This window comes from Roseobacter sinensis, from assembly GCF_025755255.1.
Classification (GTDB): domain Bacteria; phylum Pseudomonadota; class Alphaproteobacteria; order Rhodobacterales; family Rhodobacteraceae; genus Roseobacter; species Roseobacter sinensis.
On record NZ_JALIEB010000001.1, the window covers coordinates 40,525 to 66,599 of the forward strand.

25 protein-coding genes are annotated in these 26,075 nt (G+C 63.9%); 7 read left to right on the top strand and 18 right to left on the bottom strand.

The features are described from left to right. Position 1: 1 nt before the first annotated feature. The 6 genes from MUB52_RS00220 to MUB52_RS00245 all read right to left on the bottom strand — a co-directional run bounded on the left by MUB52_RS00220 (position 2) and on the right by MUB52_RS00245 (position 5,719). Positions 2 to 331 (bottom strand): L-rhamnose mutarotase, encoded by a 330-nt coding sequence (locus tag MUB52_RS00220; RefSeq protein WP_263842170.1) that lies wholly within the window; start codon positions 329 to 331, stop codon positions 2 to 4. 21 nt (positions 332 to 352) lie between these two features. Continuing rightward, entirely contained in the window at positions 353 to 1,465 is a 1,113-nt protein-coding gene (locus MUB52_RS00225; protein ID WP_263842171.1) for a mandelate racemase/muconate lactonizing enzyme family protein, read from the bottom strand. 2 nt (positions 1,466 to 1,467) lie between these two features. Next, complete coding sequence (locus MUB52_RS00230; RefSeq protein WP_263842172.1) at positions 1,468 to 2,556, bottom strand: ABC transporter ATP-binding protein; 1,089 nt, start codon at positions 2,554 to 2,556, stop codon at positions 1,468 to 1,470. A 5-nt stretch (positions 2,557 to 2,561) separates the two neighbouring features. After that, the gene (locus MUB52_RS00235) at positions 2,562 to 3,428 is read right to left on the bottom strand and encodes a carbohydrate ABC transporter permease (RefSeq protein ID WP_263842173.1); all 867 of its coding nucleotides are present in this window, start codon (positions 3,426 to 3,428) and stop codon (positions 2,562 to 2,564) included. 1 nt (position 3,429) lies between these two features. Then, positions 3,430 to 4,326, bottom strand: a complete 897-nt coding sequence (locus MUB52_RS00240) for a carbohydrate ABC transporter permease (RefSeq protein ID WP_263842174.1) — start codon at positions 4,324 to 4,326, stop codon at positions 3,430 to 3,432. An 85-nt stretch (positions 4,327 to 4,411) separates the two neighbouring features. After that, entirely contained in the window at positions 4,412 to 5,719 is a 1,308-nt protein-coding gene (locus MUB52_RS00245; protein ID WP_263842175.1) for an ABC transporter substrate-binding protein, read from the bottom strand. Positions 5,720 to 5,823: 104 nt separating this feature from the next. On the opposite strand from MUB52_RS00245, the gene MUB52_RS00250 reads away from it, so the two are divergent. Both MUB52_RS00250 and MUB52_RS00255 read left to right on the top strand, forming a co-directional pair. Continuing rightward, a complete protein-coding gene (locus tag MUB52_RS00250) occupies positions 5,824 to 6,660 on the top strand; it encodes an amidohydrolase family protein (RefSeq protein WP_263842176.1) in 837 nt (278 codons plus the stop codon). A gap of 37 nt (positions 6,661 to 6,697) precedes the next feature. Then, complete coding sequence (locus tag MUB52_RS00255; protein ID WP_263842177.1) at positions 6,698 to 7,516, top strand: IclR family transcriptional regulator; 819 nt, start codon at positions 6,698 to 6,700, stop codon at positions 7,514 to 7,516. A gap of 15 nt (positions 7,517 to 7,531) precedes the next feature. Here MUB52_RS00255 and MUB52_RS00260 read toward each other — a convergent pair whose 3' ends face one another. After that, positions 7,532 to 8,167, bottom strand: a complete 636-nt coding sequence (locus MUB52_RS00260; protein WP_263842178.1) for a LysE family translocator — start codon at positions 8,165 to 8,167, stop codon at positions 7,532 to 7,534. Positions 8,168 to 8,277: 110 nt separating this feature from the next. On the opposite strand from MUB52_RS00260, the gene MUB52_RS00265 reads away from it, so the two are divergent. Both MUB52_RS00265 and MUB52_RS00270 read left to right on the top strand, forming a co-directional pair. Further along, complete coding sequence (locus tag MUB52_RS00265) at positions 8,278 to 9,147, top strand: DMT family transporter (protein WP_263842179.1); 870 nt, start codon at positions 8,278 to 8,280, stop codon at positions 9,145 to 9,147. Positions 9,148 to 9,226: 79 nt separating this feature from the next. After that, positions 9,227 to 10,210: a GlxA family transcriptional regulator gene (locus MUB52_RS00270; protein ID WP_263842180.1), complete on the top strand. Its 984-nt coding sequence runs from the start codon at positions 9,227 to 9,229 to the stop codon at positions 10,208 to 10,210. 90 nt (positions 10,211 to 10,300) lie between these two features. On the opposite strand, the gene MUB52_RS00275 is transcribed toward MUB52_RS00270, so the two are convergent. Further along, the gene (locus MUB52_RS00275; protein WP_404818152.1) at positions 10,301 to 10,822 is read right to left on the bottom strand and encodes a glutathione peroxidase; all 522 of its coding nucleotides are present in this window, start codon (positions 10,820 to 10,822) and stop codon (positions 10,301 to 10,303) included. Between the two features lie 121 nt (positions 10,823 to 10,943). Here MUB52_RS00275 and msrB point away from each other — a divergent pair, with 121 nt between their 5' ends. Together msrB and msrA are read left to right on the top strand one after the other, a co-directional pair. Continuing rightward, positions 10,944 to 11,393: a peptide-methionine (R)-S-oxide reductase MsrB gene (msrB, locus tag MUB52_RS00280; protein WP_263842181.1), complete on the top strand. Its 450-nt coding sequence runs from the start codon at positions 10,944 to 10,946 to the stop codon at positions 11,391 to 11,393. Then, on the top strand, positions 11,390 to 11,902 hold the full coding sequence (gene msrA / locus MUB52_RS00285; protein WP_263842182.1) for a peptide-methionine (S)-S-oxide reductase MsrA: 513 nt from the start codon (positions 11,390 to 11,392) through the stop codon (positions 11,900 to 11,902). Before msrB ends, msrA begins: the two co-directional genes overlap by 4 nt. 26 nt (positions 11,903 to 11,928) lie before the next feature. Here msrA and MUB52_RS00290 read toward each other — a convergent pair whose 3' ends face one another. The 9 genes from MUB52_RS00290 to MUB52_RS00330 form a co-directional block, all read right to left on the bottom strand. Further along, the gene (locus tag MUB52_RS00290) at positions 11,929 to 13,935 is read right to left on the bottom strand and encodes a hydantoinase/oxoprolinase family protein (RefSeq protein ID WP_263842183.1); all 2,007 of its coding nucleotides are present in this window, start codon (positions 13,933 to 13,935) and stop codon (positions 11,929 to 11,931) included. Next, on the bottom strand, positions 13,932 to 14,987 hold the full coding sequence (gene queG, locus MUB52_RS00295; protein WP_263842184.1) for a tRNA epoxyqueuosine(34) reductase QueG: 1,056 nt from the start codon (positions 14,985 to 14,987) through the stop codon (positions 13,932 to 13,934). Before queG ends, MUB52_RS00290 begins: the two co-directional genes overlap by 4 nt. A gap of 40 nt (positions 14,988 to 15,027) precedes the next feature. Continuing rightward, a complete protein-coding gene (gene fzlA, locus MUB52_RS00300; RefSeq protein WP_263842185.1) occupies positions 15,028 to 15,693 on the bottom strand; it encodes an FtsZ-binding protein FzlA in 666 nt (221 codons plus the stop codon). 55 nt (positions 15,694 to 15,748) lie between these two features. After that, positions 15,749 to 16,477, bottom strand: a complete 729-nt coding sequence (gene mtgA, locus MUB52_RS00305; protein ID WP_263842186.1) for a monofunctional biosynthetic peptidoglycan transglycosylase — start codon at positions 16,475 to 16,477, stop codon at positions 15,749 to 15,751. A gap of 51 nt (positions 16,478 to 16,528) precedes the next feature. Continuing rightward, complete coding sequence (gene gltB, locus MUB52_RS00310) at positions 16,529 to 21,061, bottom strand: glutamate synthase large subunit (protein WP_263842187.1); 4,533 nt, start codon at positions 21,059 to 21,061, stop codon at positions 16,529 to 16,531. Next, positions 21,061 to 21,540 carry a GFA family protein gene (locus MUB52_RS00315; protein ID WP_263842188.1) on the bottom strand — a complete coding sequence of 160 codons (480 nt, stop codon included), beginning with the start codon at positions 21,538 to 21,540 and terminating at the stop codon, positions 21,061 to 21,063. Before MUB52_RS00315 ends, gltB begins: the two co-directional genes overlap by 1 nt. After that, positions 21,537 to 21,959, bottom strand: a complete 423-nt coding sequence (locus MUB52_RS00320; RefSeq protein ID WP_263842189.1) for a GFA family protein — start codon at positions 21,957 to 21,959, stop codon at positions 21,537 to 21,539. Before MUB52_RS00320 ends, MUB52_RS00315 begins: the two co-directional genes overlap by 4 nt. Continuing rightward, positions 21,952 to 22,497: a hypothetical protein gene (locus MUB52_RS00325; RefSeq protein ID WP_263842190.1), complete on the bottom strand. Its 546-nt coding sequence runs from the start codon at positions 22,495 to 22,497 to the stop codon at positions 21,952 to 21,954. The genes MUB52_RS00320 and MUB52_RS00325 overlap by 8 nt, the downstream gene beginning before the upstream one ends. 100 nt (positions 22,498 to 22,597) lie before the next feature. Beyond that, positions 22,598 to 24,031, bottom strand: coding sequence for an NAD(P)-dependent oxidoreductase (locus tag MUB52_RS00330; protein ID WP_263842191.1), 1,434 nt, complete (start codon positions 24,029 to 24,031; stop codon positions 22,598 to 22,600). Between the two features lie 223 nt (positions 24,032 to 24,254). Here MUB52_RS00330 and MUB52_RS00335 point away from each other — a divergent pair, with 223 nt between their 5' ends. Continuing rightward, a complete protein-coding gene (locus tag MUB52_RS00335; RefSeq protein ID WP_263842192.1) occupies positions 24,255 to 25,058 on the top strand; it encodes an undecaprenyl-diphosphate phosphatase in 804 nt (267 codons plus the stop codon). On the opposite strand, the gene MUB52_RS00340 is transcribed toward MUB52_RS00335, so the two are convergent. Then, entirely contained in the window at positions 25,055 to 26,038 is a 984-nt protein-coding gene (locus MUB52_RS00340) for a complex I NDUFA9 subunit family protein (RefSeq protein ID WP_263842193.1), read from the bottom strand. The two genes, MUB52_RS00335 and MUB52_RS00340, sit on opposite strands and share 4 nt — an antisense overlap. Positions 26,039 to 26,075 lie beyond the last annotated feature (37 nt).

The following is a 26,075-nucleotide window of genomic DNA, read 5'->3' on the forward strand; positions in this document are numbered from 1 at the left end:
CTCAATCCAGATGAAAGACTTCGTCCATCATCGCCCACCATTCCCCAGCCTTGCGCGCCTCCAGCGGCCGCTGACAGGGCATGCACACATCCCACCACCGCTGCGTTTCCGGGTCTGCAGCCATTTTCGCTGCATCGGCGTCGAAGTCCGTACCGTGATACTCCCAATAGCCGAAAAGCAGGTTCTCGGGCTCCTTGAGGTAGATCGAATAATTCCGGATGTTGCAGGCTGTGATCATCTTCAGAACACCCGGCCAGACCTCGGCATGCAGACGTTTGTACTCCGCCACCCGGTCCGCTTCGAGGCCGATCACCATTCCCATACGCTGCATGCGTCCTCCTCCTCCCTGCCCCTAGGGCGTGAATGTCTCCGACAGGCCTTCGATCCGGGAAGCACGCAGGCGGTCCATGTCCCAGTCGATGCCGAGGCCCGGCGCCTCGGACGGATAGGCCCGCCCGCCCTCCATCCGCATCGGCGATGCGGTTAGGCTGTCGAGCTGCGGGATATACTCCAGCCAGGGCGCATTGGGGATCGCGCAAACGAGGCTCACGTGAAGCTCCATCAGAAAATGCGGGCAGACCGGCGCATTATGCGCCTCGGCCAGATGCGCGACCTTCATCCACGGCGTGATACCACCGATCCGTGCCACATCGACCTGAACGATGCTTGCCCCGCTTGCCACCAGATAGTCCTTGAACTGCGAGAGCGAATACATGCTCTCGCCCACCGCAACCGGGACGGACGTGGATGCGGCCAGCCGCGCGTGCTCCATCACATCGTCGGCCGGCATCGGCTCCTCGAACCAGGCGATGCCCAGCTCTTCCAGCATATGGGCGCGCCGCGTCGCTTCGGCGCGGGTGAAACACTGGTTCGCATCCACCATGATCTCGTAGTCCGGTCCCACCGCCTCGCGGACCGCTGCGAGGCGCGACCTGTCCTGGCTGAGATGCGGCTGACCGATCTTGATCTTGCTGCCCGAGAAGCCGGAGGCCTTGGCCGCAAGCGCGTCCGAGACCAGATCCTCCGCCGGGATGTGCAGCCAGCCGCCTTCGGTCGTATACATCGGCACCGATGCCTTGGCCCCGCCGAGCATCCGCCACAACGGCAACCCGGCGCGCTTGCAGCGCAGATCCCAAAGCGCGGTGTCGATTGCGGCCAAGGCCAGCGAGGTGATGGCGCCGACGCTGGTGGCGTGGGTCGAGAACAGCAGATCCCGCCAGATCCGGCCGATCTCCTCGGCCTCGCGACCGATCAGCTGCGGCACGAGCGTGGCCCGCAACAGCGACATGATCGCCGGGCCGCCCTGTCCGATGGTATAGCTGTAGCCAAGCCCGCTTTGCCCGTCGGTGTCGGTGATGCTGACGAACGGGGTCTCCTGGCTTTCGAAACTCTGGATGGCATCGGTGCGTTTGACCTTGGGCTTCAGGTCAGCCATGAAAATCTCGACATGTTCGATCCGGGCCATGACTACCTCAAGCTCTGCCGGCTCTGGGCGTCAAAGAGGTGGCACCGGGTCAGATCCAGCTGAAAGCGCAGTTGCTCGCCCGACGCGACCGGGCGGGGATTCAGCATCTTCGCCTGAACCTCCTCGCCGGCAAGTGTGGCGAAGAGCAGCGTTTCGGTGCCAAGCGGCTCGGACAGGTTGACCGTCATGTCGAACGCCGCATGCGCCCCTTCCATCGGCATTGCGTGCCCCACTGGCATCAGATTGTCGGCCCGAACGCCGAGGATCACCTCCTGGCCGTCGGTGACATGCGCGCGGAACGCCTCCGGCACCGGCACCGTGATGCCATTGGCCAGGGCAACGGCATCCTGCGCGACCCGCCCCTCCAGCAGGTTCATGGGCGGCGAGCCGATGAAGGTCGCGACAAAGGTGTTGGTAGGCGCTTCAAACACCTCCAGCGGCGTACCGATCTGTTCGATGTGCCCGTCGCGCATGATCACGATGCGGTCGGCAAGCGTCATCGCCTCAACCTGATCATGGGTCACGTAGACGATGGTGGATTTCACCTTCTGATGCAGCTTCTTGATCTCGGTCCGCATCTGCGTGCGCAGCTTCGCGTCGAGGTTCGACAACGGCTCGTCGAAGAGGAAGACATCCGGATGGCGCACGATGGCGCGCCCCATGGCGACACGCTGGCGCTGACCGCCGGACAAGGCACCTGGCTTGCGATCCAGGTACTCGGTCAGGCTGAGGATCTCGGCGGCCTCATCGACCGCCCTGTCGATCTCGCCCTGGGCGCGCTTCGCGATCTTCAGCGAGAAGCCAAGGTTCTCGCGAACGGTCATATGCGGATAAAGCGCGTAATTCTGGAACACCATCGAGATGTTGCGGTGGCGCGGCGGCAGGTCGTTCACCACGCGGTCACCGATGACAATCTCGCCGCCGCTGATGGGCTCCAACCCCGCGATCATCCGCAGGGTCGTGGACTTTCCGCAGCCTGACGGGCCCACCAGCACCACGAACTCACTGTCGTCGATATCCAGATCGATGCCATGCACGACCTGAAGGGCGCCGTATTTCTTCACCACCGTCCTGAGGGTCACCTGTGCCATGCTGTCTATCCTTTCACGCCGCCGAAGGTGAGGCCCGCGATGAGGTGTTTCTGTACGAGGAATGTCAGGATCAGGGCGGGGATGATCATCAGCACCGCCAGCGCGCACATCCCGCCCCAGTTGATGGTGAACTCGCTGGTGAAGTCGCGCAGCCCCACCGGCATGGTCTTGGAAAAGGTCGAGCGAGTCAGTTGGCTGGCCAGCGCGTATTCGTTCCAGGAGGTCAGGAAGGCGAAGATCCCCGCCGAGGCGACACCGGCGCGGGCCACCGGGAACTCGACCTTCCAGAAAGCCTGCCATCGCGTGCAGCCGTCGATCTCGGCGGCTTCGGCCAACTCGACGGGGACCTGACGGAAGAACCCGTCGATCAGCCAGATGGTGAACGGCACGTTCAGCGAGACATAGACCAGGATCAGCCCGATATGGGTGTCGATCAGCCCGGTGCGCGCCATCACGATGAAGAGCGGCAGCGAGAGTGCGACGCCCGGAACGGCGCGTGTCAGCATCAGCCCGATAAAGATCGCCGCCTTGCCTTTGAACTGGTAGCGCGCAAAGGCGTATCCCCCGGCCATGCCCACAAGGATCGCAATCACCGTCGATGTGACCGAGATGATCAACGAGTTGGTGAAGTACCGCATGACCGGTACACCGCCTTCGCCCAGGTCGCCGAACATGGCGCGGTAGTGATCGAGGTTCAGCTCCTGCGGGATCCAGACAGGTGGCTTCGCCATGATCTCGACGGTCGGGCGGAAGGAGTTCAGCACCACCCAGAGACCGGGCAGGCAGATGATCGACATGGCGATGAAGAGCGCCGCAAGCTGGAGAAGCTTCAGGCTGCGCGCGCGGAGCCGGTGCAGACGGGCGTCGTTCATCTCACCCTCCCATGCCCAGTTCGGCCCGCGCGGCGTTCAGCTTGCGGAAGAAGTAGATCGTGAAGGCGATGGCGAGGAAGATCGAGATATAGCCCATGGCATTGGCATATCCCATCTTGGCATCGACATATCCGGTGCGGCCGATAAGCGTCCAGATCAGCTCGGTGCGGCGCGCCGGCCCGCCATTGGTCATGATCTGGACGATGTCATAGGCGCGCGCGACATCCAGTGACCGGATGGCAAGCGCGATGTAGATAAAGGGCATGATGTAGGGCAGCGTGATGTGACGAAAGCTCTGCCAGGGCGTGCACCCGTCCACCTTCGCCGCCTCGATCGGATCGCGGGGCACCGCAAAGAGCCCCGCAAGGATCAGAATAGCGAACACGGAGGTGGACGACCACATCTCGGCCACCAGGATCGAGATGAACGCCAGTTGCCCGTCGACCAACCAGGGGATCGCGACATTGGTCAGTCCCAGCGACTGGAGCGCGTTGTTCACCAGACCGACATTGTCGTTGAAGATGAACTTGAACTGAAAGCCCACCAACAGCGGCGAGAACATCATCGGGAACATCATGATGGTGCGCAGCAGGCGTTGTCCGTAGGTCACCTGGTTGACCAGGAGCGCGAGCCCGAGGCCGAGCAGCATCTCCAGATTGAGCGCGATGGTCAGAAGCAGGACCGTTCGTCCGAAAGCCGACCAGAAATGCGCGCTCTGCACCGCCTTTTCGTAATTGAACGTGCCGATCCAGTTGTAGAGCGTCTCGGGCCGCGTGAGCCGGTAGGAGGTGAAGCTGGAGTAGAGCGAGAGCAGCAGCGGGATCAGGACAACGGCCGCCAGCACGATGAACGCGGGCAGCAGAAGGACAAACCACGCAGGAAGGCGGGGGCGCGTCATCGCTTGCATCCTTGATTTGAGGAGAGTACCGGACCGGACGCAGCCACCGGACCGCGCACGTGGGGGCCCGGACCGGTGGCGGGGCTCAATAGACGCCGTTCTCCTGCATCATCTCGTCCACAGCCTTGGCTGCATCGGCCAGCGCTTCCTCGACCGACTTGTCCCCCAGGATTGCGGCCTGAAGCTCGGGGTAGATCAGGTTGGTTGCCTCGATCCAATAGGGGGTCTGCGGGGCGGGGAAGGCGTGTTCCGATCCTTCCTGAAAGGCCGCGATCGCTTCGGCGCGGAACGGGTCTGACTTCGCTGCCTCAAGCACGTGATCCCAGACCGCCGTGCGCGTGGGAAGCGAGCCGCCCGCGCTCTCCAGCTTCTGGCTCTCCTCATTCGTCAGCCAGGCGACCAGCGATGCGGCAGCCTCCTTGTGCTCGCACGACTCGGTCACCGAAAACCCGTGGTGGCCCGACCAGCCGGTCCGAATGCCCGCGCTGCCCTGCGGCTGCACGATCACGCCCACATCGCCTGCCGCTTTCGAGGTGTCTTCCCCGTTGAAGAACCCGGCCCAGCCCGGCCAGTCGAGATTGAGCGCAATGGTCCCCGACGCAAACCCCTGCCCGAGGTCGTCCCAGAGATAGGACGTGGTGCCCGGTGGTACGGCCCCGGCCTGATAGAGATCGACAAACCACGACAGCGCCCGCTTGCCGGCGTCGCTGTTGAAGGCCGGCGACCAATCCTCGTTAAAGAGCTGCCCGCCTTCGGCGATCACCATCTCATAGTAGCGCCCGACGATGGCCTCGTCCTTGCCTGCATATTGCGTGCCATAGAAATTTGGCGCGTCGGTAAAGAAGATCGCCTGCGCCTTGTATTCTTCCCAGGTGTCGGGCGGCGCCAGATCACGGCCTGTCTCGGCCTTGTAGGCCGCCTGACGCTCCGGATCCTCGTAGATGGATTTCAGGTAGTAGAGCACCGAAACATCGAACTGCGCGCGGGGCAACATGACCAGGGCGTCACCGATTTTCGAGGCGGCGATGTTGGATGGGACATAGGCCTCGATGAACTCCGCCGAGAGATATGGCGTGAGGTCGGTGTAGAGGCTTGGGTATTGCGACGCAAAGGAGGAGTGGTTCGAGCCAACGCACCACCCCAGCGTTCCGGCCGCGATGTCGGATTTGAACTCCTTGTCCAGCTCGAAGTGGTTCTTCTTCGACAGGATTTCGACCTGTGCGCCGGTCTCGGCCTCCCACTCCGCAATCCGCGCATAAAGCGCCTCGTACTGCTGTCCTCCAATCAGCTTGGCCTGCAACGTGATGCCGTCGAATTCTCCGGCCACCGCTCCGCCACCAAGCGCGCTCAGGGCCGACGCGCACAGCAGCGCTCTCAGCTTCGAATGTCCCATCTGTTCCTCCCAGGTTTTGGGGTGTGAGCCCCATCATTCACATACAAACTTGACTTTCATATTTAGTCAACGACTATCTTCTCGACCAACCGGGAGGCCACCGCATGCTCTTCGACACCCATTTGCACCTGATTTACAAGGACCGGTTGAGCTATCCCTGGCTGGGCGATTTCGACGCTCTCAATCGCGACAACCCCTTCGAGGCCTATACCCGGGCTGCGGCGCGGCTTGGCATAAGCGGCTGCTTTCACATGGAAGTGGATGTGGCCGAGGCGCAGATCGAGGAGGAGATCGACGTCATCGCCGCGCTCTCCGACCAGGCGGATGGCCTGCTGCGCGGTATCATCTCGTCCTGCCGCCCCGAACATGCCGATTTCCCCGCCTTTCTGGAGCGCGTGTCGGAGCAGACGCTTCTGCGCGGGTTCCGGCGGGTCCTGCATGTGGTTCCCGACGACGTCAGCACCTCGGCCCTGTTCCGCGACAACATCAAGCGGCTGAGCGGGACGGGAAAGACCTTCGATCTCTGCGTACTGCCGCGCCAATTGCACCTGGCCATCGCGCTGGTCGATCATGCGCCCGAGGTGACGTTCATCCTCGATCACTGCGGGGTACCAGATATCGCCACAGGCGCGCTGGAGCCCTGGCGCACAGATTTGCGTGCCCTGGCCGAACGCCCGAATGTGCGCGCCAAGATCTCGGGCATCATCGCCTATGGCGACCCCGACCGCTGGACACTGAACGACCTGCGCCCCTTCGTGGAGGAAACGGTCGACGCCTTCGGGCACGACCGGCTTGTGTGGGGGTCGGACAGCCCGGTCTGCAATCTGGGCGGCGGTCTCGAGACCTGGGTCGCGGCCACGCACGCCCTGACGGCGGGGTGGTCCACCGAAGACCGCGCCGCATTTTACAAGACCAACGCGGTTGGTATATGGGGGCTTTGAGGCCTTCGGGCCTGCGAACGCGACGGACAGGCAGACAATGACGAAGATCGCCAGTGACACCGAGAAGTACAGCGCCCCTGCGTTGTCGAAAGGGCTCGATATTCTCGAGCTTCTGGCGACACAGCCGAACGGTCTGAAAAAGACCGAGATCGCGCTGGCCCTCAATCGGTCAGTGAACGAGCTTTACCGCATGCTCTTCGTGCTGGCCGCGCGCGGCTATGTTCTGCTGGACGAGGAGAGCGAGCGCTATTCGCTGTCGATGCGCCTCTTCGAGCTCTCGCATCGCTTTCCACCGACCCGGCGGCTGACGGCCGTGGCCGGCAGCATCATGGAGAAGACCGCCCAGACCCTGAACCAGTCGCTGCACCTCGCCATCCCCTATGGCAGCCACATTCTGGTCATCGCGCAGGTGGACTCGCCCGGCAACAACATCACGGTCGTCCGCCTAGGCGCCCAGGTGCCGATGGTCCTGACTTCCTCCGGCGCAAGCCTTCTCTACCGGTTGTCGGTGTCCGAGCGGCGCGACATCTGCGCCGACAACGAATTCTTCACGCCGGAGGCGATGAAAGTCTTCGAGGACGCCGTGGAACAGGTCGCGGCAACAGGTGTCTGTGAAAGCCCCTCATCCGTCGTGCAAGGCGTGCTGAACCTGTCGGTGCCGATCATCGGATACGGCGGCGAGGTGGTTGCCGCGCTCACCATCCCGCATGTGCGGCGCCTTCATGCCAGCGACGATCCCGACGTGGACACCTGCAAGCGCATCCTCGTCGCGGCCGGCAAACAGATCTCGGAGAAAATCGGCGCAGGCGCTGCGGAAGGTGACGCGTCAGCCAGATCCGAGCGCCAGGCGAGTTAATGGCGCCGCCTGATCCTAGACAGCGGAGCGCTGCGACAGGAGCAGCCGCAGCGCGAGGCCCACAAAGACGAGACCGGCCAGGCGATTGATCATCACCTGAGCCTGTGGCGTCCGGCTCAGCCAGCTGCCCAACGATCCGGCCGCCACGGCCACCACACCAAAGATCAGCAGCGCCGAGATCGCAAAGGCCAGCCCGAACAGAAAGACCTGCACGGTGACCGACCCGCGCGCAGGGTCCGCGAATTGCGGCAGGAAGGCCAGAAAGAAGATCGCAACCTTGGGGTTCGTGACATTCATCACCACACCGCGCAGAAACAGCGCCTGCGGCCCGAGACGCGCAACGCCACCACCAATCTCGCTGGCACCTGCGCGGAACGCCTTCCAGGCTAGGTAGAGCAGATAGGCCGCGCCCGCGACCTTGAGCATCGTGAAGGCAAGCGCCGAGGTCTGGAAGATCACTGCAACCCCCACGGCGACCGCACTGGTGTGCACCATCACCCCAAGGCACAGACCCAGCGTCACGAGGATCCCGGCAAGCCGCCCATGCAGCGCCGACTGCGTGAGCACAAATATATTGTCCGGCCCCGGCGCAAGGGCCAGCGCGATGGAGGCGGTCAGAAACACCGCCATGACACTCGGATCGATCAGCATAGAAGCCTCCCCGCGCCGCTTGATGACACCGATCCGGGGTCCGGACAAGCACGCTTGCCCTCGGCCATGATTTCCGGGATGGTCGCGCTCGGACCGACCTGGGGGGCCTCATGGACATTCGCGCGATACTTGCGGGCCTCGCCTTTGCCCTCATGTGGTCCTCGGCCTTCACTTCGGCGCGGATCATCGTGGCCGATGCCTCTCCGCTCGCGGCGCTCACCCTGCGCTATCTCATTTCGGGCCTGCTGGGGGTCGCCATCGCCCGCGCACTGGGACAGTCCTGGCATCTGACGCGGGCGCAGTGGCGCGCGACGATTGTTTTCGGCATTCTGCAGAACGCAGTCTATCTGGGGCTCAACTTCGTAGCGATGCAAACCATCGAGGCCTCGGTCGCGGCGATCATCGCCTCGACCATGCCGCTTCTGGTCGCCCTCGCGGGCTGGCTGTTTCTGAAGGAGATGCTGCCGCCGCTCGGCATCGCCGGGCTGATCGCGGGGATCCTCGGCGTCGGGCTGATCATGGGCACGCGGATCACGGGCGGGGTCGATCTCGACGGGCTGCTGCTCTGCGGCATCGGCGTCGTCGCGCTGACCGTCGCCACGCTGGCGGTACGCGGCGCCACCTCGGGCGGCAACTTCCTGATGATCGTGGGGCTTCAGATGCTGGTTGGCTGTGCCGCGCTGGCGCTCGCCACCGTTCTCTTCGAGACCCCGCACCTCTCTCCCAGCTGGCCGCTGCTGGCCGCCTTCATCTATACCACGTTGGTACCTGGGCTAGCGGCCACCTTCGTGTGGTTCTGGCTGGTGAACCGGATCGGCGCGACGCGGGCTGCAACCTTCCACTTTCTCAACCCCTTCCTCGGCGTCGCCATCGCCGCCGTGCTGCTGGGCGAGCAGCTCGGTGCGCTCGACATGATCGGTGTCGCCGTGATCGCGCTCGGGATCCTCGCTGTGCAGCTTTCGCGACAAAAAGCGGCGTAAACGGACCACGCGGGCCCACCGACGCGGGAGTAGGATCGGGGCCAGCCCGCTTTTCCGCCAGCGCCCGGACCCGAACCAGATGACATCGCGCGACGCGCTCCAGCCTTACGCCTTTGTGCTGATCCCCGGCTTTTCCCAGCTTGGGTTTGCCTGCGCGCTCGAGGCGCTGAGCCTGGCGAACCGGCACCCAGGCGGCGGGCCCTACTACCGCTGGCGGGTGTTGAGCGAGACCGGAGGGCCCGTCCCGGCCTATAACGGCGTCACCATTCGGGTCGACGGACCGCTCAGCGAACTGGAACGGACCGAGACCATCGTGATTTGCGCAGGCGAAGACGTCGGCAAGAACACCAGCAAGGCGCTGATCAACTGGCTGCGGCGCGAGGTCCGGCGCGGCATGGACTTCGGCGCGCTCTCCTCCGGCACCTATGTGCTGGCACTGGCGGGACTGCTTGCGGGCAAGCGGGTCACGACCCATTGGGAGTACCGCGCGGCGCTGACCGAGATCCTGCCCGATGTGATTATGGAAACGGCGATCTTCACGATCGACGGGCGCGTCTTCACCACCGCGGGCGGCGCCGCCTCGATGGACATGATGCTGGAGCGGATCAGGGCCGATCATGGGACAGAGCTTGCCACCTGGGTCGCCGACCAGATGGTCTATACCGACCCGCGCCTGCCCGATCACGCCCAGCGCGCCACGCTGCAAGGCCGCGCGCAGGTGCGCAACGGCAAGCTCGCCATGGCGCTGCAGATCATGGAGAACAACATCGAGGACCCCCTGACGCCAGATGAGATCTCCACGCTCGTGGAGCTCTCGACGCGCCAGCTCGAGCGGCTCTTTGCCAAGCATATCGGCGTCTCGCCGAAGCGGTACTATCTGCGGCTGAGGCTGGAGAAGGCGCGCGATCTGCTCCGGCAAACGGATCTGAAGGTCACGGATGTCTGCGTCGCCTGCGGGTTCAAGTCGCTGTCGCATTTCTCCAAGAGCTACCGGGCCGCCTATGGACTCAGCCCGGGGCTCGAAGGCGGCAAGGCCCAGCTGGTCTGGCGGGGTGGAATTTAGAAACGGCTCCGCACAACGGCTGGTTCGACATTCGGGGCGCGCCCGGTGGCGCTGCCTTCACCGCATCATGCGATCGTTCGACAAAATTGCTTAGCGCAGCAGGGTCTCGATTGCCTGCGTGATCTGGGATGACTGCGGCTTGGTCGAGCTGCCCCAAGTGCCAACCACGTCACCTTCCGGCCCGATCAGCACCTTGTTGAAGTTCCAGCGCGGCACAAAGCCCGTCTCCTCGGCCAGCTCGCGATAGAACGGGTGCGCGCTGGCGCCTTTCACATGCGTGATATCGGTCATGGGAAGATCCAGCCCGAAATTGATCTCGCAGAACTCCTTGACCTCCTCGGCGCTGGCGAGCTCCTGATTGAAGTCGTCCGACGGCACGGCCAAGACCACGAGCCCGCGATCGCGATAGGTGTCATAGAGCGCCTGTAGCCCGTCGTACTGACCAGTAAAGCCGCATTGCGAAGCGGTGTTCACCACCAGCACCGGCTGCCCGGCCCAGTCGCCAGTGTTCAGCGTGCCGCCATCGATCGACGGGAACTCATGCGCTGCCACACCTGCCTGTGCCGCGGCCCCGGCGAACAGGCTCATGATCACTGCACTGAAGCGTGTCATATCGTGCTCCATCTCTGCTTGCTGCGGATATAGGTCCGCTGCGGCAAATGTCAGGCACTGACCCCTCTTTAACTCAGCCGCATTTGACCCATCTTATGAGCAAAGCGTTAAAGGAGCCGCCATGCCGACCTATCAGAAGACCCAAGAGGCGATCTCGAAGCTCTCGCTCGAGGAGTACCGCGTAACGCAGCAGAACGGAACGGAACGCCCCGGAACGGGCAAGCTGCTCCACAACAAGGAGCCGGGCATCTACGTCGACATCGTCTCGGGCGAGCCGCTCTTTGCCTCTGCCGACAAGTACGAATCGGGATGCGGCTGGCCCAGCTTCACCAAGCCCATAGAGCCCGCCCATGTGAAAGAGCTCAGCGACACCACCATGGGCATGGTCCGCACCGAAGTGCGCTCGACCCACGGCGACAGCCACCTCGGCCATGTCTTCCCGGACGGCCCCGTCGATCGCGGCGGGCTGCGCTACTGCATCAATTCCGCCAGCTTGCGCTTTGTGCACCGTGACGACATGGAAGCGGAAGGCTATGGTGACTACATCGATCAGGTGGAGGAGGTATCATGAGCCATCATCGCGCAGTTCTGGCGGGCGGATGTTTCTGGGGCATGCAGGATCTCATCCGCAAACGCCCAGGCGTGATTTCGACCCGCGTGGGCTACACCGGCGGCGACGTACCACACGCCACCTACCGCAACCACGGCACCCACGCCGAAGGGATCGAGATCATCTTCGACCCGGATGTGATCAGCTTCCGCGACCTGCTGGAATTCTTCTTCCAGATCCACGATCCCACGACGCTGAACCGCCAGGGCAATGACGTCGGCCTCAGCTATCGCTCGGCGATCTACTATGTGGACGAGGCGCAAAAGCAGACAGCGCTCGACACCATCGCCGATGTGGAGGCCTCCGGCCTCTGGCCCGGCAAGGTCGTGACCGAAGTGGAACCGGTCGGCGCCTTCTGGGAAGCCGAGCCGGAGCACCAGGACTATCTGGAGCGTATCCCGAACGGCTACACCTGCCATTTCCCCCGCGCCGGATGGGTGTTGCCGAAACGCACCCAGGCCGCCGAATAGGGTCAGCCGCGAGGCCCGCGGCGACCTCAGCCCGCAGCGACGCGGGGGCGGCCGCTCGCCTCGACGGTCACCACCGCCTCGACAAAGACGTCGCGTTCCTCGACGGTCGCACAGCGGATGTCGCGCTGTGCCGTCAGTTGCACATCCTCGGCACCGGCTGCCAAAGCCTCGGCGCGGGCAGCGTCGCGCAGCGTGGTCTCCAGCAGATCGAGGGCCTTGTCCCGATCGGTCAGATCGGTGGGGCCGGTCTCCAGATGCACGCGGAAACGCCCCTCGCCGACGGAGGTGATTGTACCGCTGCGCCGCATCGTCACGCGGCCCACCACAGCGCCAATCGCATTTGCGACATCGCCATGCTGCGGCAGGATCATCTCTGCGCCGACGGCCGCGCCAACGGCGGGATAGTAGCTCGCCGCGGAGGCGCCGAGCCCAACGACCGGCAGATTGAGCCCGGCACTTAGCCGCAGCAAGCCGCGATGCTGTGCCAGCCCCGCGCGCATGAGCCCGTGCCGTGCCAGAACCTGCGGCGCCTCGCCGAAGTCGTGGGCCTCCTCGGCGAACGCCGCCTCCAGCAATGCAATCGATGACTGCGCGGTCAACTGATCCACGATCATCTGCGCTAGTTCCGGCGCCGTCGCTGCCACGACCTTGCCGGACCCCAGCCGTTTGCGTGCCATCAGCCGCAGGGCAGCCTTCGCAGCCGTCGCGTCCCAAGCGCTGGTCAGGCCCAGGACGTGGCTCGCATCCGAAGGCGTCACCCCGGCCGTCTGCACCAAACCGCGGGCAAGAAGGCGGGCCAGCGCACCATGATCGATCCGAACCCGTATCACCTCACTCAGGGGGCGCACGCTCGTACCGATCCGGTCCAGCAGTGTCGCTTCCCTGCCGCTCAAGCCCTCGCGGCTCACGCCGGGTACGGAACGGACAAACCGGGCGTCGAACTCCCCGGGCACCGTGGTCCGCAGCTGCGCCTCAAGCGCATCGTGCAGGACCTCCGGCGCCTCTACGGCCAGGAGCGAGATGGGCAGAACCCGGCGCGGACCCAGCGTCAGACCACCCTTCAGACCCTCTGCCACAACCTGCACCTCACTATCACCGCCCAGCCCGGTCGTCCGCATCGCCACCGCCTCGACCATTGTGCGATAGGCACCGACCTGGGCACCCGCAGGATCAATGGCCGGCCGGCCGCCGCGCAAAAGCGCGATGTCGGTCGTCGTTCCGCCGATATCGCTGACCAGCGCATCATCCGCGCCGGTGAGCCAGCGCGCGCCCACGATCGAGGCCGCCGGGCCACTGAGAATAGTCTCGATCGGCCGCGCCCGCGCCTGTTCCGCCGCGACCAGCGCGCCATCGCCACGAACCACCATGAGCGGGGCCGAGATATCGAGACGCTTGAGGACCTGTTCTGCCCGTCCGATCAGCCGCTCGATCATACCGATGAGCCGCGCATTCAGTACCGCCGTCACCGCCCGCTTGGGCCCGTTAAGGCGCGCCGACAGCTGGTGCGAGGCCGAAACGGGCCGCCCTGCGATCTCAGCCGCCAACTCGGCCGCGCGCAGCTCATGCGCCGGGTTGCGCGTCGCGAAATGCGACGCCACCGCAAAGCCGCTGACCCCGTCCCGATGGGTTTTCAGGAAACTGATAATCGCCGCCTCATCCAGCGGCTGCGCCTCCTGGCCCGCGTGGTCATGCCCACCCGCGCAGATCAGATGCGGGTCGCCGCCCAAAGCAGCCGCGAGCCCATGGGTCTCCAGATCCCGCGCCCGGAACCCGATGTATATCAGCCCAACGCGCCCACCCTGACCTTCCACCAGAGCATTGGTCGCCAGCGTCGTCGACAAGGCGGCGAGCCCGATCTCTCGTGGCGCGGTACCCGACCGGTCGAGCACTGCGCGGACCGCCTGCTCTACACCTTCGGCAAGATCACCGCGGGTGGTCAATGCCTTGGCCGAGGCGACAACCTCGGCCTCGTCCCGGACCAGCACCGCATCGGTGTAGGTGCCGCCCGTGTCCACCCCCAGCGACAGCGTCACGACGATGCGTCCCCTGCGGCCAGTTGCGCGACAGCCCAGGCGGCTGCCTCGGCGACGGTCGGGTCCGGGTCGCCCGTGAGCGCGGCGGCGGCGGGTGCGAGGTCTGGCAACCCCGAGTTGCCAATGGCGTAGAGCACGTTGCGCACAAACCGGTCTCGACCGATGCGCTTGACGGCAGTGCCGGCAAACAGCGCCCGGAAGCCAGCATCGTCAAGGCGTGCCAGCACATCAAGCGACGGCTCCCGGAGTTCCGGTCGGGCGAGCAGCCGCAGGTCCCGAGCCGCGACCGCGAACTTGTTCCAAGGGCAGACCGCGAGACAATCATCACACCCGTAGATACGATTCCCCATACGCCTTCGTATCTCTTCCGGAACCGGCCCTTTGTGTTCGATTGTCAGGTAGGAAATGCAGCGCCGCGCGTCGAGCTGGTAAGGCGCAGGAAATGCATCCGTCGGACAGACGTCTAGGCAAGCCCGGCAAGAGCCGCAATGATCGACCTCGGGCGCATCAACCGGCAGCTCCAGAGTGGTGAAGATCGCGCCGAGAAAGGCCCAGTTGCCCCAGTCGCGGCTCAAGAGATTCGTGTGTTTGCCCTGCCAGCCAAGACCGGCTGCCGCGGCCAGCGCCTTTTCCGGCACCGGCGCTGTATCCACAAACACCTTCACGTCGGCGGGCACCTCAGCCTCGGCCAACAACCACCGCGCCACCCGCTTGAGCCGTTTCTTGACCACGTCATGATAGTCTCGCCCCTGCGCATATACTGAAATCGCACCGCGCTCGGGCTTTTCAAGAACCTCCATGGGATCATACGGCGGCGTATAGCTCTCCGCCAGCATCACCACCGACCGGGCCCCTGGCCAGAGCGCAGCAGGATTACCCCGCCACTGCATCCGCTCGGCCATCCAGGACATCTGGCCGTGATAGCCAGCCTCCACATAAGCCCGCAGCCGCGCCGCCATTTCCGGCACCGCGTCTGGCCGGCAGACCCGCGCGCTGACAAAGCCCTCCTCCAGCGCTTGCGCAACCAAACGGTCTCTTAGCGCAGACGCCATGCTTCACCCGTCCAGAAATACTCACTGTCCGACAACGGCCTCAAAAATCGAGGTCATTGTAGTGGCGCGGCGGCGGGAAGCCGGGCACCTGATCCGCGAGGATCGACCGGAACGCGGGCCGTGACTTGATCTTCGCATACCAGTCCTTGACCGCATCCGAGCGGTTCCAATCCACATCCGATATGTAGTCCAGGGCACTCAGATGGGCGGCAGCGGCAAAATCCGCCAGCGTCATGACGTCGCCTGCCAGCCAGCGCCGGTGATCGAGCAGCCAAGTCATGTAGTCGAGGTGATACTTGATCGCCTTCGCGCCCGCCTTCACGTTCGAACTGTCGGGGTAGCCCTGTTTCATCACCTTCTTGTTCACCCGCTCATAGAGCAGTTTCGAGGTGACCTCGCGGTGGAACTTGTCATCGAACCAACCCACGAGGCGGCGCACCTCCTGCCGGGCGACGGGGTCTTTCGGCATCAAAGCAGGATCGGGCCGGGTCTCCTCGATGTACTCGCAGATCGCGCCGCTTTCGGCCATCATGATCCCGTCGAGGCGTAGCACCGGCACCTGCCCCGCGGGATTGCGCCGCATGAAGTCCGGGTCCTGTTCCCAATACTTCTCCTCGACCAGCTCGACCTCGATCTTCTTTTCCGCAAGACTCAGGCGCACCTTCCGGCAAAAGGGCGAGAGGGGGACGTGAAAGAGACGGGCCATGGGATCTTCCGGTCAGAAAATGCTCTGCCCTCAATGCCCCGTGCGGCCTTCGGTTTCAACTCTCGAAACAGTCCGCGCGACCATCTTTGCGGATTGTTGCAGCCCCGGACCGTATTGCGCGGGCACGTTTGGACACGAAATCTGACGGGTTGCGCGCCGATCGCGCCTTCGGGTTCGGCAGGATTGCAGCCAGCCGCGCGGCTTGCTCCGCCGAGAGATCGCCGGGCGCGACCCCAAAGTAATGCCGCGCGGCCGCCTTCACGCCAAAGACACCTTCGTCGAACTCGGCCACATTGAGATAGACCTCGACGATGCGTTCTTTCGACCAGATCGCCTCCAGCGCCGGGGTCAGGAGCGCCTCCAGCGCTTTCCGCGTGTAGTTGCGGCCATGCCAGAGGTACACGTTTTTTACGGTCTGCTGGCTGAGCGTTGAGGCTCCCCGATTGCCACCATCGGCAATTGCATCTTTGATCGCAGCCAGATCAAACCCCCAATGCAGGCAGAAATTCGCATCCTCCGCCGCCACGACCGAACGCGCCATCACTGGCGCGACATCATCGAGCCGGACCCAATCCTGCGTGACGCCCCCGAGCCGCCGGGATTCCGCGAACATATACGGGGTCGTCGGCGGGTTCACCACCGCCCCGAGGGCAATCAGCCCCAGCACGATCCCCGCCACGAGCAGCCCGGCGCGCAGCACATAGCGCGCTGCCCGCCGCAGCGGGTTGGGACGTCTCGAAGTCTTGCGGGAGCGCCTGCTCTTTTTTGTCGCCCGTTTCGCCATGGCCCAGCTATAGGGCCGCGCGGCGGTGTTGTGAACCGCCGCGCGTCTCGATTACTCGGCTGGTATGGCTTCGTCTTCAATTCCCAAGGGTGCGGGCAACTTGTCGAGCATCTCTTTCGGACAGACCTGCAGGAAGTTTGCCTTCTCTGCCTCCCAATGCTGCAGGATGTCCGCCGTCCGGCGACTTCCCGTCTCTCGCAGATGCATCTCCAGCAGCTCCTCCAGCTGCCCTAGCCAGTGATCAACCGTCACCGGGCAGGTCACCAGCGTTTCCATGTTCATCAGTGCCGGTGCCTTGCCCTCGGGATCATAGAGGTAGGCCATCCCACCGGTCATGCCGGCGCCAAAGTTGGCGCCAATGTCACCGAGGATCACGGCGACACCGCCTGTCATATACTCGCAACCGTTCGACCCGCAGCCTTCGATCACCACTTTGGCGCCAGAGTTCCGAACCGCGAACCGCTCACCGGCGCGCCCCGCGGCAAAGAGATACCCATCGGTCGCGCCATACAGAACCGTATTGCCGATGATCGTGTTCTTCGCGGCCTCGATGGGCGAGGCCATGGGTGGGCGCACGACGATCATGCCGCCCGAGAGGCCCTTGCCCACATAGTCATTGGCGTCCCCCGAGACCTCCAGCTTCAGCCCGGGTGCGGCGAAGGCACCCAGCGACTGCCCCGCGGAGCCCGACAGTTTCACCGTCAGATGGTCCGGCTGCAGCGTGTTTCGCATGCCGAATTTCTGCACAATGTGGCTCGAGGTGCGTGTGCCCACCGTCCGATGCGTGTTCTGCACCGCGTAAGAAAGCTGCATCTTCTCGCCATCCTCGAGGAACCGCTTGGCATCGCGTACAATCTCCGCATCCAGCGTCGCGGGCACCTTGTTGCGCTTGCGGCTGCGGTCATAGACGATATCCGCCGCGCCATCGACGGTGATCAGCAGCGGGTTCAGATCCAGATCGTCCAGATGCGCCGACCCGCGCGAGACCTGTGCCAACAGATCCGCCCGCCCGATCACATCGTCGAGCGACCGCGCGCCGATAGACGCCAGGATTTCCCGGACTTCAGTGGCGTAGAAGGTGATCAGGTTGACCACCTTATCCGCATTGCCGGTGAACTTCTCGCGCAACCGCTCATCCTGCGTGCAGACGCCGACAGGGCAGGTGTTCGACTGGCACTGCCGCACCATGATGCAGCCCATGGCGATCAACGCCGCCGTGCCGATGCCGTATTCCTCGGCCCCCAGCATCGCCGCCATGACGATATCACGGCCCGTGCGCAGACCGCCATCTGTACGCAGCGTCACTCGCTCGCGCAGGTTGTTCATGCTCAGCACCTGATGCGCCTCGGTCAGCCCCATCTCCCAGGGCAAACCTGCGTACTTGATCGAGGTCGCGGGCGAGGCGCCGGTGCCGCCATTGTGCCCGGAGATCAGGATGATATCCGCCTTGGCCTTCGCCACGCCGGCGGCAATCGTGCCGACACCGGAGGACGCTACCAGCTTCACCGTCACCTTGCAGCGAGGGTTGATCTGTTTCAGATCATAGATCAGCTGCGCCAGATCCTCGATGGAATAGATATCGTGGTGCGGTGGCGGCGAGATCAGCGTCACCCCCTTGGTCGAGTGCCGCAACCGCGCAATCAGGTCGGTGACCTTCATGCCGGGCAGCTGCCCGCCCTCACCGGGTTTCGCGCCCTGCGCCACCTTGATCTCCAGCTCTTCGCACTGGTTCAGGTATTCCGCCGTAACGCCGAAGCGCCCAGAGGCCACCTGCTTGATCTTCGCCGAGGGGTTGTCGCCATTGGGCTCCGGCACGAAATGCGCCGGGTCTTCGCCCCCCTCGCCGGAATCGGATTTCGCACCAATCCGGTTCATCGCCACGTTCAGGGTTTTGTGCGCCTCGGGCGAAAGCGCCCCGAGGCTCATGCCCGGTGTGACAAAACGCTTGCGTATGGAGGTGATGCTTTCGACCTCCTCGATCGGGACCGGCTTACCCAGCGGTTTGATGTCGAGCAGATCGCGCAAGTGGATCGGCGGGTTCGACTTCATCTTGGCCGAGTACTGCTTCCACATCTCGTAGGACGCCTTGTTGCAGGCCATCTGCATCATGTGCATGGAACTGGCTTCCCAGGCATGCGTCTCGCCCGATTTGCGCGCCTTGTAGAAGCCGCCGATGGGCAGCACCGAGGCCGGACCGCCCCAGGCCTTGGCGTGCACCTCTTCCGCCTTGTGCTGGATGCCATTGATGCCGATGCCGGAAATCCGGCTGGTCATGCCGGGGAAATACTCCGCACACATGGCCCGCGACAGCCCCACCGCCTCGAAGTTCAGCCCCCCGCGATAAGACGAGATCACCGAGATCCCCATTTTCGCCATGATCTTCAGGAGTCCCTGGTCAATGGCAATCCGGTAACGATCAATCGCGGTGGTGAGGCTCATGTCGAGCAGCCCGCGCTCGATCCGGTCAGCCAGTGAGTCCTCGGCGAGATAAGCGTTTACCGTGGTGGCGCCCGCGCCGATCAGCACCGCGAAGTAATGCGGGTCGACACATTCGGCGGACCGGATGTTCAATGAGGTGAAGGTCCGCAACCCTTTGCGCACCAGATGGCTGTGCACGGCGGAGGTGGCGAGAATCATCGGCATGCCGACCTTCTCGGGCCCGCTCTCCTGATCGGTCAGGATAATGTGCCCCGCGCCCGAGCGCACGGCATCTTCGGCCTCGGCCCGGATGCGTGCGAGGCCCGCGCTCAGGTTGCCGCGGCCCGGCGCGAAGGTGCAATCGATGCTGACCACATCAGCATTGAAGTGCCGTATCAGCTCATCGAATTGCGCATTGCCGAGGAAGGGGCTGTCGAGCGTGAAGATCTCGGTCTGGCTGCTGTCTTCGTCAAGCACGTTCTTGAGGTTGCCGAACCGCGTCTTCAGGCTCATCACCCGGTATTCGCGCAATGAATCAATCGGCGGGTTGGTCACCTGGCTGAAATTCTGCCGGAAGAAATGGCTGAGCGGCCGGTACTGGCCGGAGAGCACGGCAGAGGGCGTGTCATCGCCCATTGAGGCCAGCGTTTCCTTCGCGTCCTCGGCCATGGGTGCCAAGATCTGCTCCAGTTCTTCAATGGTATAGCCGGCCGCGACCTGACGGCGCCGCAGCTCCGCGCCGGTAAAGAGCGGCTGTTCGACCACATCGTCGAGCGCCTCTTCGATGTCGTTGATCTTGCCGACCCAGTCGCCGAAGGGTTGCGAGGACGCCAGGGCATCCTTGATCGCTCGATCATGGTAGAGCTTGCCCTCATCCATATCGACAGCCAACAGCTGACCCGGCCCCAGCGCGCCCTTCTCGACCACATTGGCCTCGTCGAGCGGCACCATCCCGGTCTCGGACCCCGCGATCACCATCCCGTCATTCGTGACCACGTAGCGCATGGGCCGCAACCCGTTCCGGTCGAGCCCCGCACACACCCAGCGCCCGTCCGTCATCGCCAGGGCGGCAGGCCCATCCCAGGGTTCCATCACCGAGTTGCAGTAGGAATACATATCGCGCCAGCTTTGAGGCAGCTCCACCGCCTGCTTCGACCACGATTCAGGCACCAGCATGGTCTTGGCCATGGGCGCATTGCGGCCCGCGCGCACCAGCACCTCGAACACCGCGTCCAGCGCCGCTGAATCAGACGACCCGGAAGCGACAATCGGCTTGATATCCTCTGCCATCTCGCCGAAGGCACCGGAGGCCATGCGGATCTCGTGGCTCTTCATCCAGTTGAGGTTGCCCTTCAGCGTGTTGATCTCGCCGTTATGCGCCAGCATGCGGAACGGCTGCGCCAGCCACCACTGCGGGAAGGTGTTGGTGGAATAGCGCTGGTGATAGATCGCAAAGGCGCTCTCGAAGCGCTCATCCATCAGATCGGGGTAGAACTCCGCCACCTGCTCGGCCAGCATCATCCCCTTGTAGATGATCGACCGGCAGGACAACGACGCAATGTAGAGCCCATTGATCCCCGCGGCCGCAGCGGCCTTTTCAATACGCCGCCGTATGACGTAAAGCTCACGCTCAAAGGTTTCCTCGTCCACACCCTTGATATTGCTGAGCAAGATCTGCTCGATCTCGGGCCGGGTCGCATTCGCCTTTTCGCCCAGCACATCGATATTCACCGGCACATGGCGCCAGCCATAGATGTAATAGCCCATGCGCAGGATCTCGGTCTCGACGATGGTCCGGCAGGTCTCCTGCGCGCCGAAATCCGTGCGCGGCAGAAACACCTGACCCACCGCCATCATCAGATCGGTCTTTGGGTGATGCCCGGTCCGACGCACCTGGTCGTAGAAGAAATTCGCGGGGATCTGCACGTGAATGCCCGCACCGTCACCGGTCTTGCCATCCGCATCCACGGCGCCGCGATGCCAGATTGCCTTGAGCGCCTTGATGCCATTCTCGACCACGCTTCGGCTCTTGGTCCCATCGACGGACACGACCAGACCCACCCCGCAGGAGGAATGCTCCTCGCTCGGGTCATAGAGCCCATGCTCGGCCATATGGGCCCGCTTGGCCTCCTCGCGGGCCACCCAGGCGTCATCATAGATGGTCATCAGTTGTCTCCTTCAACGAATGGGTGTTCGGCCTGCACCTCGGCCCGTGTCTTGCGGCGGTGATCGCCCTTGAGGCACGCATACGTCGGCGCCAGGTCCGTGTAGATTTCTGACAGCAGCACGAAGTCCGCCGCCTCCTTGAAAAGCCCCGGAAACAGCTCGATCTCGGGCTCATCCGGGTCGGTAGCTCTGAGCCAGACCGAACTTCCGCATGTCTCGCAGAAGCCCCGCTCCGAGAAGGACGATGACGCGTAACTTCTGACCGGCCCCGTGACCGAGACCGCCTTCGTCTCGGCAACAAAGGAGCCAAACAGCATGCCCGCCCACCGCTGACACATGACGCAGTGGCAGGCGCCAACGGCCGCAACGTAATTGCCGTCGATGTCGATCTTCACCTCACCACAGAGGCATCGGCCCGACATCCGACCGGTGCGTCTGTGTGGCGCGACCAGCGCGTCTCTTGCCGCCGCATCCGTCATGCGTCACCCCCGCTAAACATGGCGATGGTTTCGGCAGTGCTCAGCTTGCGGTGATTGCCCGCCAGCGCATACCCCTGCGGGCACTCGTCGGCAAAGAACTCCAACGTCATCTCACCAAGTGCCGCGCCGTCGAACAGCCCCGCCGCCGGGTGGCGCGCCCCATCCTCGATGGTGCCGTACCAGAGCGTCGAGCCGCAGGTGCCGCAAAACCCGCGCTCGGCCCACTCTGACGACTGGAAACTCTGCGCGGGCCCGCTCACCTCCAGCGTCCCCGGCACCGTATCAACCGAGATGAACATGCCGGAGGTATGTTGGCGGCACATATTGCAGTGGCACGCCCGCAAGCGCGGGGTGTCGGTTTGCACGGTCAGCGTCACCGCACCGCAGAGGCATCGACCGCTCAGCTGCGACTCAGTCATGGTCATGTCCGCCATGTCCGCCGCCGCGATAGCCGCGTGCCTGATTGTAGAGCATCACCTGATGGCGACTCATCAGCGGCTTCGTTTCCAGATGCGCGGCCAGATGCACGGCGCGCAGATCCGCCTCGATGCGACCCGCCTCCGCCACCAGTGCCGTCAGTACCGCAGAATCGACTTTGTCTTCGGCGAAGCTTGCCCCGAGCGCCGCCTCAGCGGCCACGAGTTCGGCGCCCAGGCGGCGTGCATCAGCATTCATGCGCGCGAAGATATCCTCCACCGCTGCCCGCTGCTCAGCCGTGAGAGCGAGCGCATCGGCCAATTCCAGCACGTGGGTCGGACCCGGGTATCCATTGAGCTCGGCGGCCAGTGCAAAACCCCACCCGCGGCCGGCCAGCAAATCATCTACGTCCTGGGCGGAGAGGGTCGCAATGGCGCGCGTGTCCTGACCGGCGTATGGGGCCGCGTCATGCGCGGTGTCCGCCACAAGGCCGGTCGCTACCAATGCTGCAACAAAGCTCCACTTCACGGCGGATGTCATCTGCGTTCTCCTTTCAGGCTGCTTTGGTCAGCCCTTCTGTCCTTAACAAAGTCTCACGGTACACTGCGCGTGCCGCAGCACCGACGCGGCGCGAGCGGTGCTATTCCGCGGCCATCACAGCGCCGTCGCCAATCCGTTCCAGAATCGCCTGGGCACAGTCGCGGCCGTCGCGGATGGCCCAGACCACGAGGCTTGCACCGCGCACGATGTCGCCCACCGCATAGACCCCGTCGAGCGCTGTCGCCCCTGTCGTGAACTCCGCCTTGATGGTCCCCCAGCGCGTGACCGGCAGCTCAGGCTGGTCCCAGAGCGTGGGCAGCGCCTCCGGCTCGAATCCCAGCGCCATGATCACCAGATCGGCGTCTTCCACATAATCTGCGCCTTCGATCACCTCCGGTGCCTGCCGTCCGGTCGCATCCGGCGCGCCGAGGCGCATCTTCTGCACCATCACACCGCTCACCGGATCGCCGACGAAGCCTTTGGGGGCCGAGAGCCACTCGAAGATCACGCCTTCTTCCTCGGCGTTCTGCACCTCGCGCTGCGAGCCCGGCATGTTGGCGCGGTCGCGGCGGTAGAGGCACTTGACGCTCGTCGCGCCCTGCCGCACCGAGGTGCGCACACAGTCCATCGCGGTATCGCCACCACCGATCACCACGACCCGCTTGCCTTCGGCATTCAGCGCCCCGGAATCGAATTCCGGCACCGCATCGCCAAAGCTCTTGCGGTTGCTCGCCGTCAGGAAATCGATCGCCCGCACGAGGCCTTGTGCACCGACCCCCGGCGCCTCGATTTCCCTTGATTTATAAACACCTGTGGCAATGATCACCGCGTCGTGGCGCGACCGGAGGTCTTCGAAAGAGATATCTTCGCCCACGTTGGTATTGAGCTCGAAAGTGACGCCACCCTGCTCCAGTTGGTCGTTGCGGCGCATCACCACATCCTTCTCCAGCTTGAAGCCCGGGATGCCATAGGTCAGCAGCCCGCCCGCACGGTCATAGCGATCATAGATCGTGACCTGCACGCCTGCGCGACGCAGCACATCCGCCGCGGCCAGCCCGCCGGGGCCCGCGCCGATGATGCCCACGCTCTCGCTGCGTTCGGCCAGCGGCGTGATCGGCTGCACCCAGCCTTTCTCCCAAGCTGTATCGGTGATGTATTTTTCCACCGCGCCGATGGTCACGGTGCCGTGGCCCGACTGCTCGATCACGCAGTTGCCCTCGCACAGCCGGTCCTGCGGACAGATGCGGCCACAGATCTCGGGGAAGGTGTTCGTCGCCTGGCTGACCTCATAGGCCTCTTGCAAACGGCCCTCGGCCGTGAGCTTCAGCCAGTCGGGGATATTGTTGTGCAACGGGCAGTGGCTCTGGCAATAGGGCACGCCACACTGGCTGCAGCGCGCGGATTGCTCCTGCGCCTTGGCCTCTGCATACTCGGCGTAGATCTCGTTGAAATCTTCGCGCCGCACATCTGCGGCACGTTTCTCGGGCATATCCCGAGGCACGGTCACGAATTTCAACATAGGTTGCTCAGCCACGGCCTGCGTCCTCCACCAAAGTCCCGGAGCCGCACGCATACGCGAACTGAAACCGGAAATAAAGTCAGTAAAGCTTACCTATATAGCTTTATCTTGGTACGATCTAGCGCAAATACGCTTTCGGATCAGCGAAATTGATTCCGATCCGGTCCTATTTTGAGGCTTTTCATTTGATTCCCTGACCTTATACCACAAAGACGCAGTTCCAGCCCGGTGCGCTTTCATGACGCTTTTCCACCTGTTTCTCGTTGCCGCCATTCAGGGCCTGACGGAGTTCCTGCCGGTCAGTTCCTCCGGGCATCTGGTGCTTCTCCCGGCGGTGATAGGCGGCCCCGATCAGGGGCTCGCCATTGATGTGGCCGTGCATGTGGGCACGCTCTTCGCCGTGGTGCTCTACTTCTGGGCCGATGTGAGAATCGCATTGGTCGGCAGTGCGCGATTGATCCAAGGAAAGGTCGACACCCGGGGCGCATTCCTCGCCCTCTGTCTGGTGATCGCAACCGTTCCGGTGGTTATTGCGGGGGCGGCCATCAAACTGACCGGCCTGGACGAAATGCTGCGGTCGGTCGCCGTGATCGGCTGGACCATGCTGGGCTTCGGGCTGGTGCTCTACTGGGCCGACAGGACCGGTGCGCATGACCGCACCGCAGCCGAGTGGCGGCTCAAGGACGCGCTGATCATGGGGCTGGCGCAGATGCTCGCTCTGATCCCCGGCACATCACGTTCGGGCATCACGATCACCGCGGCGCGCCGGCTCGGCTACGAGCGTGAAGGTGCGGCGAAACTTGCCATGCTGATGTCGATCCCGACAATCGCTGCCTCGGGATTGCTGCTCAGTGTCGATGTGGTGCAGGAGGCCAATTGGGCGCTCGCACGCGATGGGCTGATCGCCGCCACCTTCGCCTTTGCGGCCGCGCTTCTGGCCCTGATCGTCATGATGCGGCTGCTGCGCAGCGTCAGCTTCACGCCGTATGTGATTTACCGGGTGATTCTCGGGGTGGTCCTGCTGGTCTACGCCTACAGTTAAGTGCGCAGGTTCTTGGCGGAGTCCTTGATCGCGTCATATTGCCCGGACGGGCGGAAGCGCCACAGGTAATCCGGCAGAACCGAGCCCATCGTCATGGGCGAGATGCCCAGATCCGCAAAGCCCTTCGCGTCGCTGCTGACGACGTTGTCCTTCGCCAGGTTGCGCACCTGATCCCGCGTGATCATCCCGTTGGTGAAGAGCCCGAAGGTCACCGCCTGCAGCATGTCGAATCCAAATGCCATGATGCGCGCCGCAAAGAACGGCACGTTCAGCACCAGCCTGCGGCGATGGATGATCTGCAACATCCGCTGCATGAGCTCGCGAAATGTAGCGATCTCCGGTCCGCCCAGCTCGTAGATGCCTGGCGCCACATCATCTGTCAGCGCGCGTTCGGCAGCCTTGGCCACATCGTCGACATAGACCGGCTGGAACCGCGTCTCGGCACCCACAACCGGCAGCACCGGGCCGAGGCGGCTCATCGACGCAAAGCGGTTGAAGAACTGATCCTCCGGGCCAAAAATGATCGAGGGGCGCAGGATCACGGCGCCCGGCATATGCGCCTGAACGCCGGCCTCACCTTCGGCCTTGGTGCGCGCATAATCGCTGTCGGACGCGGCGTCTGCGCCAATCGCGGAGACATGGACCAGCCCGCCGATCTGCTCTTCCGCAGCGATCCGCGCCACCCGATCGGCACCCTCGGCCTGAACGGTATCGAAGCGGTTCTTGCCGACCTCGGCAAGGATCCCCACGCAGTTCACAACCGCATCCGCACCCGACATCACGGCGCGCACCGAGGCGTCGTCGCGGATATTGCACAGCACCGGCTCCACCTGTCCGACAACCCCGTAAGGCTTGACGAAGATGGCTTCGTTGGGGCGGCGAACGGCGACCCGGACACGCCATCCCGCCTTGGCCATGCGCCGCGCGATGTAACGCCCAACAAAGCCGGAGCCGCCGTAGATTGTCACCAGTTTCGACATATGCGCCTCATCGCTTCCCGTTTCTCAGGATGTACCC